19 protein-coding genes are annotated in these 14818 nt (G+C 62.7%); 7 read left to right on the top strand and 12 right to left on the bottom strand.

Annotated features, from left to right (window positions below):
* Positions 1-185, bottom strand: a 185-nt coding sequence (locus AC1DX0_RS19205; RefSeq protein WP_477356449.1) for an Lrp/AsnC ligand binding domain-containing protein, incomplete at its 3' end; no start/stop codon positions are given.
* A gap of 254 nt (positions 186-439) precedes the next feature.
* On the opposite strand from AC1DX0_RS19205, the gene AC1DX0_RS19200 reads away from it, so the two are divergent.
* Positions 440-853, top strand: coding sequence for a DUF4864 domain-containing protein (locus AC1DX0_RS19200; RefSeq protein WP_477220404.1), 414 nt, complete (start codon positions 440-442; stop codon positions 851-853).
* Positions 854-857: 4 nt separating this feature from the next.
* Here the strand turns inward: AC1DX0_RS19200 and tgt are convergent, their stop codons facing one another.
* The 7 genes from tgt to coaD all read right to left on the bottom strand — a co-directional run bounded on the left by tgt (position 858) and on the right by coaD (position 5435).
* Positions 858-1988 (bottom strand): tRNA guanosine(34) transglycosylase Tgt, encoded by a 1131-nt coding sequence (gene tgt, locus AC1DX0_RS19195; protein ID WP_477356447.1) that lies wholly within the window; start codon positions 1986-1988, stop codon positions 858-860.
* Positions 1981-2250 (bottom strand): hypothetical protein, encoded by a 270-nt coding sequence (locus tag AC1DX0_RS19190; protein ID WP_477220402.1) that lies wholly within the window; start codon positions 2248-2250, stop codon positions 1981-1983. The genes tgt and AC1DX0_RS19190 overlap by 8 nt, the downstream gene beginning before the upstream one ends.
* Positions 2240-3328, bottom strand: a complete 1089-nt coding sequence (gene queA, locus AC1DX0_RS19185) for a tRNA preQ1(34) S-adenosylmethionine ribosyltransferase-isomerase QueA (protein WP_477220401.1) — start codon at positions 3326-3328, stop codon at positions 2240-2242. The genes AC1DX0_RS19190 and queA overlap by 11 nt, the downstream gene beginning before the upstream one ends.
* Positions 3328-3777 carry a DMT family transporter gene (locus AC1DX0_RS19180; protein WP_477356445.1) on the bottom strand — a complete coding sequence of 150 codons (450 nt, stop codon included), beginning with the start codon at positions 3775-3777 and terminating at the stop codon, positions 3328-3330. The genes queA and AC1DX0_RS19180 overlap by 1 nt, the downstream gene beginning before the upstream one ends.
* 11 nt (positions 3778-3788) lie before the next feature.
* Positions 3789-4301 (bottom strand): peptidylprolyl isomerase, encoded by a 513-nt coding sequence (locus tag AC1DX0_RS19175; protein ID WP_477356443.1) that lies wholly within the window; start codon positions 4299-4301, stop codon positions 3789-3791.
* A 28-nt stretch (positions 4302-4329) separates the two neighbouring features.
* Positions 4330-4824: a peptidylprolyl isomerase gene (locus tag AC1DX0_RS19170; RefSeq protein WP_477356442.1), complete on the bottom strand. Its 495-nt coding sequence runs from the start codon at positions 4822-4824 to the stop codon at positions 4330-4332.
* Between the two features lie 110 nt (positions 4825-4934).
* Positions 4935-5435 (bottom strand): pantetheine-phosphate adenylyltransferase, encoded by a 501-nt coding sequence (gene coaD, locus AC1DX0_RS19165; RefSeq protein ID WP_477220398.1) that lies wholly within the window; start codon positions 5433-5435, stop codon positions 4935-4937.
* Between the two features lie 194 nt (positions 5436-5629).
* On the opposite strand from coaD, the gene AC1DX0_RS19160 reads away from it, so the two are divergent.
* The gene (locus AC1DX0_RS19160) at positions 5630-5782 is read left to right on the top strand and encodes a hypothetical protein (RefSeq protein ID WP_477220397.1); all 153 of its coding nucleotides are present in this window, start codon (positions 5630-5632) and stop codon (positions 5780-5782) included.
* A 68-nt stretch (positions 5783-5850) separates the two neighbouring features.
* Here AC1DX0_RS19160 and gyrA read toward each other — a convergent pair whose 3' ends face one another.
* Positions 5851-8655 carry a DNA gyrase subunit A gene (gene gyrA, locus AC1DX0_RS19155; protein WP_477220396.1) on the bottom strand — a complete coding sequence of 935 codons (2805 nt, stop codon included), beginning with the start codon at positions 8653-8655 and terminating at the stop codon, positions 5851-5853.
* A 175-nt stretch (positions 8656-8830) separates the two neighbouring features.
* Here gyrA and AC1DX0_RS19150 point away from each other — a divergent pair, with 175 nt between their 5' ends.
* Both AC1DX0_RS19150 and AC1DX0_RS19145 read left to right on the top strand, forming a co-directional pair.
* Positions 8831-10567 carry a SulP family inorganic anion transporter gene (locus AC1DX0_RS19150; RefSeq protein ID WP_477220395.1) on the top strand — a complete coding sequence of 579 codons (1737 nt, stop codon included), beginning with the start codon at positions 8831-8833 and terminating at the stop codon, positions 10565-10567.
* Positions 10564-11187: a ParB-like protein gene (locus AC1DX0_RS19145; RefSeq protein ID WP_477220394.1), complete on the top strand. Its 624-nt coding sequence runs from the start codon at positions 10564-10566 to the stop codon at positions 11185-11187. Before AC1DX0_RS19150 ends, AC1DX0_RS19145 begins: the two co-directional genes overlap by 4 nt.
* Here the strand turns inward: AC1DX0_RS19145 and AC1DX0_RS19140 are convergent.
* Positions 11151-12044 carry a helix-turn-helix transcriptional regulator gene (locus AC1DX0_RS19140; protein WP_477220393.1) on the bottom strand — a complete coding sequence of 298 codons (894 nt, stop codon included), beginning with the start codon at positions 12042-12044 and terminating at the stop codon, positions 11151-11153. The genes AC1DX0_RS19145 and AC1DX0_RS19140 overlap by 37 nt on opposite strands.
* Before the next feature lie 85 nt (positions 12045-12129).
* On the opposite strand from AC1DX0_RS19140, the gene AC1DX0_RS19135 reads away from it, so the two are divergent.
* The 3 genes from AC1DX0_RS19135 (at position 12130) to AC1DX0_RS19125 (ending at position 13790) form a co-directional block, all read left to right on the top strand.
* The gene (locus tag AC1DX0_RS19135) at positions 12130-12657 is read left to right on the top strand and encodes a hypothetical protein (protein ID WP_477220392.1); all 528 of its coding nucleotides are present in this window, start codon (positions 12130-12132) and stop codon (positions 12655-12657) included.
* A gap of 32 nt (positions 12658-12689) precedes the next feature.
* Positions 12690-13067 (top strand): VOC family protein, encoded by a 378-nt coding sequence (locus AC1DX0_RS19130; protein WP_477356440.1) that lies wholly within the window; start codon positions 12690-12692, stop codon positions 13065-13067.
* 93 nt (positions 13068-13160) lie between these two features.
* Positions 13161-13790, top strand: a complete 630-nt coding sequence (locus tag AC1DX0_RS19125) for a MarC family protein (protein ID WP_477356438.1) — start codon at positions 13161-13163, stop codon at positions 13788-13790.
* A 46-nt stretch (positions 13791-13836) separates the two neighbouring features.
* Here AC1DX0_RS19125 and AC1DX0_RS19120 read toward each other — a convergent pair whose 3' ends face one another.
* Both AC1DX0_RS19120 and ssb read right to left on the bottom strand, forming a co-directional pair.
* Positions 13837-14262 (bottom strand): OsmC family protein, encoded by a 426-nt coding sequence (locus AC1DX0_RS19120; protein ID WP_477220390.1) that lies wholly within the window; start codon positions 14260-14262, stop codon positions 13837-13839.
* Positions 14263-14397: 135 nt separating this feature from the next.
* On the bottom strand, positions 14398-14818 hold a 421-nt coding region (gene ssb, locus AC1DX0_RS19115), incomplete at its 5' end, for a single-stranded DNA-binding protein (RefSeq protein ID WP_477356436.1).

Below are 14818 nucleotides of genomic sequence, written 5' to 3'. Positions count from 1 at the left end.
ATCTGCACCTTCTCGTTGACGAAATGGCCGACATCTTCCTCGTCGTCGACATAGAATTTGGCGAGCAAATCGTAATTGCCGGCGGTGGAGTAGATTTCCGAGGCAATCTCGGCGTCGGCAAGCGCGCTGGCAACCTCATAGGATTTGCCGAGCTCGCATTTGATCTGCACGAAAAACGCCTTCATGGCTTMGTCCCGCTAAACGTCCAAGTCCAAGCGGCCCTTCTGGCAGACTGGAGGCGGCCTTTCAAGCACTGGAATCCGCACTTAGCCGGCGCGGACCCTGGCCATGGCCTCACACAGCTCCGCAATCGGCATGACATTCCCGTGGCGAATATTCGCAATCGGTGAAACCGGGATGCACCGCCAAGCGTATGTTAGAATGTGTCCTGGAACAGCTTTTTCCGGAGGCATCTTTCGAGGGACAGTGGAGACAGGTCATGCGCCGCGCCTTTTTCGCATTCGCGTTCGTCATGCTGGCGTCCTCGGCGTTTGCCGGAGATGCCGAGGTCAAGGCCGGCCAGGCTGTCATCGACGGTCAGTTGAAGGCCCTCATCGCCAATGACGGCGCCAGGGCCTACAGCTTCGCTGCCCCGAACGTGAAGCAGGTGTTCCCGACCGTCGATGCCTTCATGAACATGGTGACCAATGGCTACCCGCCGGTGCGCAAGCCACAGTCCTATGCTTTCGGCAAGGTCGAGCAGACGGGTCCGGGCTCGATTATCCAGCAGGTGCTGATCGTCGGCCCCGACGGCAAGGATTATGAGGCGGTCTATACGCTGCAGCAGCAGCCCGACGGTACGTTTCAGATCACCGGCTGCAGCTTGCGCGCATCGAATTCGCTGAGCACCTGAGGTTTTACAGGACGGGGATATCGCCCCTCGCCCAGCCTTCGCTGATTTCAGCCCCACGCGCGTCGAAGGTTTGGCTCTCGATCGCGCCACGAATATCGTGCATAAGTTTTTGATAATACGAAAGATTGTTCCACGTCAGCAGCATCGCRCCGAGCGCCTCTTGCGAGCGCACGAGATGGTGGAGATAGGCGCGCGAATAGTCCCGCGCCGCGGGACAGTCGCTTTCCTCGTCCAACGGGCGCGGATCGTCGCCGTGTCGCGCATTGCGCAGATTGACCTTGCCGCGCCTGGTGTAAGCCAGGCCGTGCCGGCCGGCCCGCGTCGGCATCACGCAGTCGAACATGTCGATGCCGCGCGCCACCGATTTCAGGATATCGTCGGGCGTGCCGACACCCATGAGATATCTAGGCTTGTCATCAGGCAGCTCCGGACAGGTGATCTCGAGCATTTCGAGCATTACTGCTTGCGGCTCGCCGACGGCCAGCCCACCGACCGCATAGCCCTTCAGATCCATCGCGCTCAAAGCCTGCGCCGACCGTACCCTGAGCGCTGCATTGTCGCCGCCCTGCACGATGCCGAACATCGCCTTGCCCGGCTGGTCGCCAAAMGCSGTCTTGCAGCGTTCGGCCCAGCGCAGCGACAGCTCCATGGCGCGCTCGATYTCCTTSMGYTCGGCCGGCARCGCCGTGCATTCGTCGAGCTGCATCTGGATGTCGGAATCGAGCAGSCCCTGGATCTCGATCGAGCGYTCCGGCGACATTTCGTAGGCGGCGCCATCGATATGCGAGCGGAAGGTCACGCCCTTCTCGGTCAATTTCCTCAGCTTAGATAGCGACATCACCTGAAAACCGCCGCTGTCGGTCAGGATCGGATGCGGCCAGCGGGCGAATTCATGCAAACCGCCAAGCCGCGCCACGCGCTCGGCGCCGGGCCGCAGCATCAGGTGGTAGGTGTTGCCCAGGATGATGTCGGCGCCGACGCCGCGCACCTGGTCCATATACATCGCCTTGACGGTGCCGCCGGTGCCGACCGGCATGAAGGCCGGGGTACGGATTTCGCCGCGCGGCATGTCGATCACGCCGCGCCGCGCCTTGCCGTCGGTGGCGAGGACCTTGAAGCTGAACGGCTTAGCCATTGAATTCCTTATCGTGGACCGGCGCGCCGGGCGCCTGCCTGTCGAGCGACTGGCGATATTGCACGCAGCCGCGCATGAATTTGGGCCAGGGCGGCACGGCGATCGCTGGCTCGGTCTTTTCCGGCAGCAGGTCCCAGAGATCGGGGTGATGCCAGCACAGATCATGGCCTGACGTGTCGCGGTGCGCACGAATGCCGGCACGCAGCTTTTTCACTTCGGCAATCAGGCTTTCGCGGTCAAGGGTCTGCAGATCATCGTCCATCGCTCGTCTCCGCTCGATACAGCAGGCTTGCGTCGCCATACGAATAGAACCTGTAACGGTTCGCAATGGCATGCGCATAGGCCGCGCGCATCGTCTCGAGCCCGCTGAAGGCCGAAACCAGCATGAACAGCGTCGAGCGCGGCAGATGGAAATTGGTCATCAGCATGTCGGCAGTGCGAAAGCGGTAGCCGGGCGTGATGAAGATGTCGGTCGGTCCTGACCACGCAGGCACTGTACCGTCTTCACGCGCCGCACTCTCCAGCAGGCGTAGAGAGGTCGTGCCGACAGCAATGATGCGCCCACCCCTTGCCTTGGCCGCGTTCAACGCGTTGGCTGTGGCAGCGCTGACCGAACCGATCTCGGCATGCATCTTGTGGTCGGCGGTGTCGTCAGCCTTGACCGGCAGGAACGTTCCGGCGCCGACATGCAAGGTCACGAAGTGGCGTTCGACACCCCTGGCGTCGAGAGCCGCAAAAAGCTCCGGCGTAAAATGCAGACCTGCCGTAGGCGCGGCAACGGCGCCTTCCTCTCTGGCATAGATGGTCTGGTAGTCGGCCCGGTCGCGCTCGTCGTCATCACGCTTCGACGCGATGTAGGGTGGCAGCGGAATATGGCCGACGGCATGCAGCGCCTCATCAAGGAAAGGCCCCGACAGGTCGAAACCAAGCAGCGCCTCGCCGCCCTCGCCCTTCTCGATCACCGTGGCGTCGAGTTGGCCGAGGAAGCAGGAATTGCCGTCATGGCCGAAATGGATGCGGTCGCCGGCGGCGATGCGCTTGCCCGGCCGCATGAAGGCCAGCCAACGGTCCGGCGCCACGCGCATGTGCAGCGTCGCTTCGACCTGCGCCTGTGCTTCGCCGCGCCGCCTTATACCTTTGAGCTGCGCCGGAATGACCTTGGTGTCGTTGAAGACCAGCACGTCGCCGGCTTTCAGCATGGATGGCAGGTCACCAACCCTGCGATCGTCGAGCGCCTCGCCCGGCTTGACCACCAGCATCTTGGCGCTGTCGCGCGGCTCTGCCGGACGAAGCGCGATGCGCTCCTCCGGCAGGTCGAAGTCGAAGAGATCGACGCGCATCAGTAGAGCCGGACGAGCAGCGCTCCGGCCAAGAGCAGCACCGCRCCRGCRACGCGGCCGAGCGARATTTCACGCACCGCAACGCCRAGGAAGCCRAYRCGGTCGATGAGCATGCCGGCCAGCAACTGACCAGCCACCAGGAACGCCATCAGCGCAGCGGCGCCGATGCGCGGCGTCAGGATTGTGGAGAGCGTGACATAGAAGCCGCCGAGCATGCCGCCCGCGACGAACAGCCAGGGCGCCGGCGCCTTCCAGTCGAGCGTGATGCCTTGCAGCTTCACCACCGCGACGGAGATGATGCCGAGCACGACAGCGCCAGACAGGAACGAAAACGCAGCCGCCGCGACCGGGAGACCCAAGCCGCGCGCGAGCTGCGAATTGATCGGTGCCTGAATGGCAATGAAGGCGCCGGACAGGATGCCGAGAAGCGACCAGACGACGCCCATCATTGTCGTTTACCTTACTTGACGTCAGCAGCGACCTTCAGCGACACGATCTTGTCGGGATCAACCACCGGCTCGCCGCGCTTGATCTTGTCGACATTGTCCATGCCTTCGATGACCTGGCCCCAGACCGTGTACTGGCGGTTGAGGAAGGCGGCATCGTCGAAGCAGATGAAGAACTGCGAATTGGCCGAGTTCGGGTTYTGCGAACGCGCCATCGAGCAGGTGCCGCGGCCGTGGTTGGCATTGGAGAAYTCAGCCTTCAGGTCAGGCTTKTCCGARCCGCCCATGCCSGCGCGTGACGGCGCAAAGGTCGGCTTGCTCGAATTGCCGAACTTGACGTCGCCGGTCTGCGCCATGAAACCTTCGATGACGCGGTGGAAGACGACGCCGTCATAGGCGCCTTCCCTGGCCAGTTCCTTGATGCGGGCGACATGGCCGGGGGCCAAATCGGGGAAAAGTTCGATGACGACCTTGCCCTTGGTCGTTTCCAGGATGAGCGCGTTCTCGCGGTCCTTGATCTCAGCCATGTCAGTTATCCCTTTCTCTAAAACAGAATTATTTGTCAGCGCCGATGCGCACTTTGATCATCCGGTCGGGGTCGGAGACCGTACCGTTGTCCGCCTCGTCACCCTTCTTGATCTTGTCGACCAGTTCCATGCCGCTGACGACATTGCCGACGATGGTGTACTGGCCATCGAGCGGCGGCGCCGGCGCGAACATGATGAAGAACTGCGAATTGGCGGAGTTCGGATCCTGCGAGCGAGCCATGCCGACCACGCCGCGCTTGTAGTGCTCGGTCTGCGAGAATTCGGCCGGCAGGTCGGGCAGGTCGGAACCGCCGGTGCCGACGGCCTGGGCGTTGAAACCCTTCTTCATGTTGCCGAACTTGACGTCGCCGGTCTGCGCCATGAAGCCGTCGATGACGCGGTGGAACGCGACATTGTCATAGGCATGATCACGCACCAGCTTCTTGATCTGCGCGACATGCTTGGGCGCCAGATCGGGCCGCAGCGCGATGGTGACGTCGCCGTCCTTCAGCGTGATGATCATGGTGTTTTCCGGGTCTGCGGCRWASGCMGARACGGAYGCSGTCAAAAGACCGGCRAGCACAACAAAGAACGAGGCGAGCCTTTTGAGCTGCATGAGGATTTTCTCCGGGCTTATTTCGCGAATTTGGCGGTGAGCGCGCCGGCAACAGCGGCTGGCACGAAGGGGCGGATGTCGCCTCCCATCGAAGCTATCTGGCGCACAAGTGTGGCGGTAATGGTGCGTACCGAAGGGCTGGCGGGCAGAAACACCGTCTGCAGCTCGGGCGCCATGGTCTCGTTCATGCCGGCCATCTGCATTTCGTAATCGAGATCGGTGCCGTCGCGCAGGCCGCGGATCATGATCGAGGCGCCCTGCTTCCTGGCGGCATCGATGACCAGCCCATCGAAGGCAACAACCCTGATGCGGGCGCCATCGCGACCGAATTCGGCTTTCGTGGCGGCTTCGATGAGTTGCACGCGCTCCTCGAAGGAGAACAGCGGCTTTTTGCCGGGATGAATGCCGATCGCGGCATAAACAATGTCGGCAACCGCCAACGACGCCTTCAGCACATCGAGATGGCCGTTGGTCAGCGGGTCGAAGGAGCCGGCATAGAGGGCGGTGCGTTCAGTCATGGCAGGTGCTTCTAGCGAGCCTCTAGCGCAAAGGCAAATCCGATTGGCGCGAAGGCCGTGAACCTTTTCCGGCACATGAACGACAGATGAACACGCTGATCACGAAGCCTTCACGCAGCGTTCACTAGGTTGCCCCTTAATAAGATGAAACCAAAATCCCATCTATCCGTTGTAAGGCGCAGGAGAACACGCACATGCTGATCTACATGCTCGCCACCGCAATGACCGCCGCCATGCTGATCGCCACCGTATTTGGGCTGCATCAGGAGGCACAACGCGTCCGCGTCAGGGCAACCACCAAGCGCTTCGAAGGCTTCGGCCCGCGCAAGCCGTATCGTCACTACTAAGACTACGTCTGAACTTGMTGCCACGCCGGCCATGGGCCGGCGTTTCTATGTCAAATCCGGTCCATGGCTTATTCTGCGTTTCCCGGACCAGCATCAGTTTCGGGAGCAGACTCGGCGCCGCCCTCGATAATCTCTTCGCTTTCCTCGTCAGCTTGCGGCTCCGAGATCCGCTCGACCGACACGACCTTCTCACCTTCAGCCGTGTTGAAGATGGTCACGCCCTTGGTGGCGCGGCTGGCGAAGCGGATGCCGTTGACCGGCACCCGGATGACGGTGCCGCCGTCCGACACCAGCATGATCTGATCGTCATTGCCGACCGGGAATGTCGCGACCAGCCGGCCGATTTCGGCCACTTTCGATACATCGGTGGCGCGGATGCCCTTGCCGCCGCGGCCGGTCAGGCGGAAGTCATAGGACGACGACCGCTTGCCGTAGCCATATTCGGTCACCGTCAGCACGTACTTCTCATGTGCCTTGAGGAATTCGTAGCGTTCGTCGGAAAGCTCCGTCTCCTCGCCGACCTCTTCATTGGTCAGCGCGATTTCTTCTTCTTCGCCGGCAGCGATGCCGGCGGCAAGCCGCCGTTCGGCCGCTGCTCGCTTGAGATAGGCGGCGCGTTCGGCCGGCGGCGCATCGACATTCTCGATCACCGACATCGAGATGATGCGGTCGGTCTCGGCCATGGTGATGCCACGCACGCCGACCGAGTTGCGGCTCTGGAAGACGCGCACATCGCCGACAGAGAAGCGGATGCACTGGCCGGARCTGGCGGTCARAAGCACGTCATCATTGTCGGTGCAGGTCTCGACGCCGAGAATCTCGTCGCCCTCCTCCTCCAGCTTCATGGCGATCTTGCCGTTGCGGTTGACCTGGACGAAGTCGGACAGCTTGTTGCGCCGCACGGTGCCGCGCGTGGTGGCGAACATCACGTCGAGTTCGCCCCAGCTCGTCTCGTCCTCGGGCAGCGGCATGATGGTGGTGATTCGCTCGCCCTGTTCGAGCGGAAGCATGTTGATCAACGCCTTGCCGCGTGACTGCGGGTTGCCGATCGGCAGCCGCCAGACCTTTTCCTTGTAGACGATGCCGCGCGAGGAGAAGAACAGCACCGGCGTGTGCGTGTTGGCCACGAACAGCCGGGTGACGAAATCCTCTTCCTTGGTCGACATGCCGGAGCGGCCCTTGCCGCCGCGGCGCTGCGCCCGGTAGAGCGACAGCGGCACGCGCTTGATGTAGCCGGAATGGCTCACCGTCACGACCATGTCCTCCCGCTGGATCAGGTCCTCGTCTTCCATGTCCGCGCCACCGTCGGTGAGCTCGGTGCGGCGTGGCGTGCCGAACTCGTCGCGCACGGCGGCGAGCTCGTCCTTGACGATCTGCTGGACGCGCGCGCGCGACGACAGGATGTCGAGGTAATCCTTTATCTCGTCGCCGATCGTGTTCAGCTCGTCGGCGATTTCGTCACGGCCGAGCGCGGTCAGGCGCTGTAGGCGCAGTTCGAGGATGGCGCGCGCCTGTTCCTCGGACAGGTTGTAGGTGCCGTCCTCATTGATGCGGTGGCGCGGGTCGTCGATCAAAAGGATCAGCGATTCGACATCACCCGAGGGCCAGCGCCGCTCCATCAACTGCTCGCGCGCCGTCTGCGGATCCGGCGCGGTGCGGATCAGCTTGATGACCTCGTCAATATTGGCGACGGCGATGGCGAGACCCACCAGCACATGGGCGCGGTCGCGCGCCTTGCGCAGCAGGAATTTCGTCCGCCTGGTGATGACCTCTTCGCGGAAGGAGACGAACGCCTTCAGCATGTCGGTCAGGTTCATCACTTCCGGCTTGCCGCCGTTGAGCGCCACCATATTGGCGCCGAACGAGGTCTGCAGCGGCGTGAAGCGGTAAAGCTGGTTGAGGATGACGTCGGCGACGGCATCGCGCTTCAACTCGATGACGACGCGATAACCCTGGCGGTCGCTTTCGTCACGGATGTCGGAAATGCCTTCGATGCGCTTGTCGCGCACCAGTTCGGCCATCTTCTCGATCATCGACGACTTGTTCACCTGGTAGGGAACCTCGGTGATGATGATCGATTCACGGTCGTTGCCGCGCTGTTCGATGTTGACCTTGCCGCGCATGACGATGGAGCCGCGGCCGGTCGAATAGGCGCTGTAGATGCCGGAGCGGCCRAGCACGATGCCGCCGGTSGGGAAATCGGGRCCMGGAATGATCTCCATCAGCGCCGGCAGGTCGATCGCCGGATTGTCGATGATGGCRATGGCGCCGTTGCAGACTTCGCCCAGATTGTGCGGCGGGATGTTGGTGGCCATGCCGACGGCGATGCCGCCGGAGCCATTGACCAGCAGATTGGGGAAGCGCGCCGGCAGGACCTTCGGTTCGGTATCCGAGGCATCATAAGTGTCCTGGAAATCGACAGTGTCCTTGTCGATATCCTCCAGAAGCTCATGCGCGACCTTGGTCAGCCGCGACTCCGTGTAGCGCATCGCCGCCGGCGGATCGCCGTCGATCGAGCCGAAATTGCCCTGTCCGTCGATCAGCGGCACGCGCAGCGACCAGTCCTGCGCCATGCGCACCAAGGCGTCATAGATCGAGGCATCGCCATGCGGATGGTATTTACCCATCACGTCGGCGACCGGACGCGCCGACTTCACATATTTGCGGTTCCAGTGGTAGCCGCTCTCATGCGCCGCATAGAGGATGCGGCGATGCACCGGCTTGAGGCCATCGCGCACGTCGGGCAGCGCACGGCTGACGATCACGCTCATGGCGTAAGAGAGATAGGAGCTCTGCATCTCCTCGATGATGGAGATCGGCTCGATGCCGGTGGGGCCGCCGTCGGCGCCGCGCGGTGTCTTTTGGTCGGTCAAATTGGATCACAATCTAATCAGGAATCACTGACCGCTTATATAGGAAGCACGGGCGAAACTCCAACATTCGCGGCACTTTTCCAGTGTCATTTTTGGTGGTAATTTCAAAAGGATACCGCTGATTGCGACGATATGGCCATCACGCTTTTCGCCGCCACCAAGGCAAAAGCCGGCAATGGACCAAATTCCCCAAGCAAAAGCCGCGAGCACCGTGAATTGGCGGTCGTGGTTGCCTTTGCGGGCGCTGAGCGGATGGCAGCCCCGGGATCTCAATGGCGATCTGATCGCCGGCCTGACACTGGCCGCGATCGCCATTCCCGAGCAGATGGCAACGGCCCGGCTCGGTGGCTTTGCTCCCGAGGTCGGCTTCTTCGCTTTTGTCGCCGGTTCGGTCGCGTTCGCGTTGTTCGGCGCCAATCGTCACCTCTCGGCCGGCGCGGATTCGACCATCACGCCGCTGTTTGCGGGCAGCCTGGCTCTGCTCGCCACATCCGGCTCGCCGCATTATCTGGCCCTGGCGGCCATGCTGGCATTGATGGTCGGGCTGATCGTGACGCTGAGCGGTGTCTTTCGCCTTGGCTGGATTGCTGATCTCCTGTCGGTGCCGGTGACGACAGGGTTCCTGGCTGGTATTGCCGTCCACATCATCGTTTCGCAAATGCCCGGACTGCTTGGCCTGCCTTCCGAGAGCGGTGAAACGCTGCGACGTATCGGTGAGATCGCCGGCAGTCTTCATCTCACCAATCCCTGGAGCTTGGGACTCGGCCTCGGCGTGTTTGCAATCGTGTTCGGTGCCGAGCGCATCAGTGCTCGTATTCCCGGCGCCTTGATCGGCATGGTGCTTGCCACGACAGCGGTCGCCGTCTTCGGCCTCAAGGGTCGCGGCGTCGAAGTGCTCGGCGCCCTGCCCAACGGCTTGCCGCAGGCCGGACTGCCGATCGTCAGCCTCGAAGACGTGCAGTCGCTGGTTCCGCTGGCGTTGCTGATTTCGATCGTCGTCATGGTTCAAACGGCGGCGACCTCGCGCTCCTTCGTGCCGCAACAGGGCGACCCCGACGTCAACCGCGATTTTGTCGGCGTCGGCGCCGGCAGCATCTTGTCCGGCCTGTTCGGCGCCTTTGCCGTCAATGCCAGCCCGCCGCGCACGGCAATCGTCTCCCAGTCGGGCGGCCGCTCGCAACTGTCGGGTCTCATTGCCGCGGCCATCGTGCTGGCGCTCGGCGCCTTTGGCGGCGGTCTGCTCGCCAATGTTCCGCAGGCCGCTCTTGCCGGCGTTCTGATGTTCGTCGCCCAGCACATTCTGCGCTGGAAGGTGTTCGCCAGTGTCTACCGGCAGGCGCCGGTCGAATTCGTGTTGATCCTGATCACCATGGCGGCGATCGTCGTGTTGCCGATCGAAACCGGCGTGGCGGTCGGCATCGGACTGTCGCTGCTGCACGGGATCTGGAGCGCGACCCGCACGCTGCCGATCGAGTTGGAACAGGTGCCGGGCACATCCGTTTGGTGGCCGCCGGGCAAGCCAAGTGCCGGCGAACAGCTCTCGGGCGTGCTSGTSGCGGCGTTYCAGGCGCCGCTGTCCTTCGTCAACGCCGACCGCTTCAAGCGCGGCCTCTGCGATCTCATCGATGCCCGCAACGAAACCGTGAAACTGGTCGTGCTCGAGGCCAGCAACATCGTTGAAATAGACTACACCGCCGCGCAGGCGCTGATCGACACCATCCTTCATTGCCGCAAAGCGGGCGCGGTCTTTGCCATTGCGCGGCTGGAATCGCTGCGCGCCCAGGCGGCGCTAACGCGGTTCGGCATCGCTGACATGGTCGGCACGCAGCGCATATTCCACAGCGTCGACGCGGCGATCAAATCACTTGGTCCGGGGAAACAGCAGCAGCAAGAACAGGATGGAGTGCCATGATCGACCCACGAGAACCCATTGTCACGCCGGTTCCGGTCGAGGACCTTCGACCGACCCAGATAACGGTCGGCATGAGAGAAGTTGCGTTGAAGCGCCAGATGATCCGGGCGCAGGACGCCAGGAAGAGGACCGGCGCTTTTCTCGGCAAACACATGGTGCCGGTCGTATTGGGTCCCAAAAATCGCAACTACGTCACCGATCACCATCACCTCGCTCGCGCCCTGCTCGAGGAAGGCGTCAAGGACGTGCTTGTGACCGTGATCAGCGACCTCTCCGCTCTCGACAAGGATGCGTTTCTGTTCGTGCTCGATAACAGAGGCTGGATGCACCCGTTCGATGAGAACGGCCGGCGCCGCGATTACTCGGCAATTCCGAAGACAATCGGCGAGTTGATCGACGATCCTTACCGAAGCATGGCGGGCGAACTGCGCCGGCAAGGTGGCTTTGCCAAGGACACGACGCCGTTCAGCGAATTCATCTGGGCGGATTTTTTGCGCCGGCGCATCGACCGCGATGCGGTGGCGAAGAACTTCGACAAGGCGATGAAAGAGGCGTTGACGCTCGCCAAGGGCAAGGACGCGGACTATCTGCCGGGATGGTGCGGCCCCACATCCGATTGAGCCTGCCTCAGCCTAGGCGCAGGCAAGCCGGGGCTACTTGACCGGCGAGCGCGATAATCGCCTGGTGTCTCGCCCATGACGCGTCGAAACCGGCGGTTGAAAGTCGACAAGTCGTTGAAGCCGGCCTCGAAGGCGATCGTCGAGATCGCATCGTCCGACAGGCGCAACCGCACCGCTGCTCTGTGTAATCGCGTCTTGAGCAGGAACTGGTAGGGCGTCATGCCGGCGACCTGCCGGAAGGTGCGCAGGAAATGATAGGGACTGGTCGCCGCCTCATCCGCCAGTCCCGACAGTGAAATCGGCCCGTCGGCATCCAGTTCGATCCGCCGCACCGCTTCCGCAACCCGTTTCTGATCACGACGGTTCGGTCCGCGTCTGACAAGCGTGGTGCCGGCAACCGTGCCCACAGCGGCGGCGGCAATGCGCAGGGAAAGTTCCTCGAAGGCGTCCTTGTCGGCCATTTCGCGCGCGGCTTCCGCCTCGGCCAGCAGGGATGCCAGCGCCGGCAAGGGCGGCAGGCGTGGCGCCGCGAAAGTGAGCGTCCTGGCGCCCGGCACGCCGGCGACGATCCGCTCCATGTAGGCCGGCCCAAAATGGAACGAGAGACAGCGGTCGCCGCTGCCATGCTCGTGCCCGCATTCATAGCAGGTGCCAGAATTGCCGAGCAGGAGCGCCCCCGGCGCCAGCATCGCCGTGCCTTGTTGCGCGCGGTAGCGGAACGTGCCGGAGGTCACCGCGGCGACGCAGAAATCCCGATGGGATTCCTCGAACGGCCGGTCGCCAGCGCCAGCCGTGCAGATGACATCCGCCACGTGCCAGCCGGGTCCGGATGCGAGAGTGCGGGTCGTCGCTGTCATAGCTAAAATATAGCAATTTTTCCCAAGCCCAGAACCCCGTCGGCGCATACTCCTCCCGGTCTCCTGACAGAAAGAGACCACCGCCATGTTCGACCCCTTTGCCGAAGCCCTGCACAGTCCCGGACCGATCGCCGGGCTCGCCGAAAAACTGAACCTTTACGGCCGCTTCGTCGGCGCCTGGACGTTTGACGCCTCACGTCACCTCGAGGATGCCACCGTGCTGACCGGGCGTGGCGAGGTGCATTTCGGCTGGGTGCTGGAAGGCCGCGCCATCCAGGACGTCTGGATCCTGCCCGCACGGAACACAGGTGACCAGCCTTCCCTCGGCAAATGGACGTTCTACGGAACGACGCTGCGGGTCTATGATCCCGGTGCGGACGCCTGGCACATCTTCTGGAGCGATCCGCGCAACCAGTATTTTAGCCGCCAGCTCGGTCGCGCCGAGGGCGACACCATCGTGCAGGTCGGCGCCGACGGCACCGGCTCTTCGGTGCGCTGGAGTTTTTCGCGGATCACCGAAAATTCCTTCCGCTGGCTCGGCGAGCGCTCGCACGACGGCGCGGACTGGCACCTCGAAGTCGAATTCCTCGCGCGCCGAGCCGTGACAACCTGACGCAGCAACCCTTTGTAACAATGGAGAAAACCATGTTCGATCATATCTCGATCGGCGTCCGCGACGCCAACACCTCGAAGCGTTTCTATGACACGGCACTGAAGCCGCTCGGCTATACCTGTCTCAGCCAGTCACCGGGGTCACTGGGTTACGGTGCCAAGAGCGTCGCGCTATGGGTCAATGAGGCCGCGCGGCCGGTGCCAGCGGACGAAAAATCCGGCCTGCATTTCTGTTTCGCCGCGCCGACGCGGGACAGCGTCGACGCCTTCCATGTCGGCGCCATGCGCGAAGGCGGTAGCGACAATGGCGCRCCSGGCCTGCGCGCYKMCTATGGCGACMACTACTACGCCGCCTTTGTCATCGACCCGGACGGCTATCGCCTCGAGGCCTATTGCGACGCTGCCGCCTAAGTCACCAGTTTCGCTGTCCCGACAGTTCCCACCGACCGGGCTTTGCTCTACCAATATCGGGGCGCGGGCTCGGCCCGGCGGGAGGGGTCAGCGATGCCGAGTTTCGACAGCCTGTTCAATGCCTTCGTCACCATTCTCGTGACCATCGATCCGCCCGGCCTGGCGCCATTGTTCCTCGCCGTGACACGCGGCATGAACCGCGAGGAGCGTCAGCAGGTTTCGGTTCGCGCCTCGATCATCGGCTTCCTGGTGATGGCGCTGTTCGCGGTCGCCGGCGCCTCGATCCTGTCGGTGTTCGGCATCACGCTGCCGGCCTTCCGCGTCGCCGGCGGCTTTTTGCTGTTCTTCATCGCCTTCGAAATGGTGTTCGAGCGCCGGCAGGACCGCAAGGAAAAGATCGGCGACGTCRCCATCACCAAGGACATGATCCACAACATCGCCGCCTTCCCACTGGCGATCCCGCTGATCGCCGGCCCCGGCGCGATTTCGGCAACAGTGCTGCTTTCCGGCTCGTTTCAGGGCTTTGCGGCACAGGCCGCACTGGTCGGCATCATCTTCGTCTGCCTCGCCATCACCTATCTGGTGTTCGTGCTGTCGGAACGCATCGACCGCATCCTCGGCCAGACCGGCCGCTCGATCCTGACCCGCCTGCTCGGCGTCATCCTGGCGGCGCTGGCCGTGCAGTTCGTCGCCGACGGCATCAAGGCATTGATGGCCGGCTGAACGGCAGTCCCTACTGCCTACTGCCTACTGCCTACTGCCTACTGCCCTACTTCGCCGTCGTATCGATGACCTCGAAATCATGCGTGATCGTGGCTGTCTTGGCCAGCATTGCCGAGGCCGAGCAGTATTTTTCGATCGAAAGATTGATCGCGCGTTGAACCTTGTCCGACGACAGCGCCCTGCCCTTGACGATGAAATGCATGTGGATGCGCGTGAACACTTTTGGCTCCGTCTCGGCCCGCTCGGCATCGAGTTCGACCACGCAGTCCTCGACCGCCTCACGGCCTTTTTCGAGGATGTAGACGACATCATAGGCCGAGCAGCCGCCGGTGCCGATCAGCACCAGTTCCATCGGGCTCGGCCCCGGCGTCTTGCCTTCCGGCCCGAACGCCGTTCCCAGCACGACCTTATGACCACTGCCGGACTCGCCAACGAAGGTGCGTTCCTCGACCCATTTTACGCGTGCTTTCACCGTAGCAGTCCTTTCCCGTATTTCCTTGATCGCTAATCAGCGTTCAATTCGACAATGCAAAACCCCGAAAGTCCATGCGGGACTCTCGGGGCGTGTATCGATCGCGCGGCATCAGCCGCTTGCTGTTGCTTTCGATCAGAACGGGATTTCGTCGTCCAGTTCGCGCGAAGAACCGCCGCCGCCGCCGCCGCCCCTGGGAGCGCCGCCGCCACGGTTGAAGCTTTCAGTCGGGCTGGACTGGCCGAAATCGGAACCGCGGCTGCTGCTGCCGCCACCGGAATAGCTGCCGACCTGGCCGCCCTCACCCTGGCCGCGCGCGTCGAGCATCTGCAGCTCGCCGCGGAATTTCTGCAGCACGACTTCCGTCGTGTACTTGTCGGCACCAGTCTGGTCCTGCCATTTGCGCGTTTGCAGCTGGCCYTCGACRTARACCTTCATGCCCTTCTTCAGATAYTGCTCGGCSACCTTGGCGATSYSSTCATTGAARATGACGACRTTGTGCCACTCGGTCTTTTCCTTGCGTTCGCCSGAATTCTTGTCGCGCCAGCTTTCCGAC

This window comes from Mesorhizobium sp. P3_A9 (assembly GCF_056402975.1).
The sequence above is the reverse complement of the archived record's forward strand: the minus strand, read 5'-3'. Positions and strand labels throughout refer to the sequence as shown.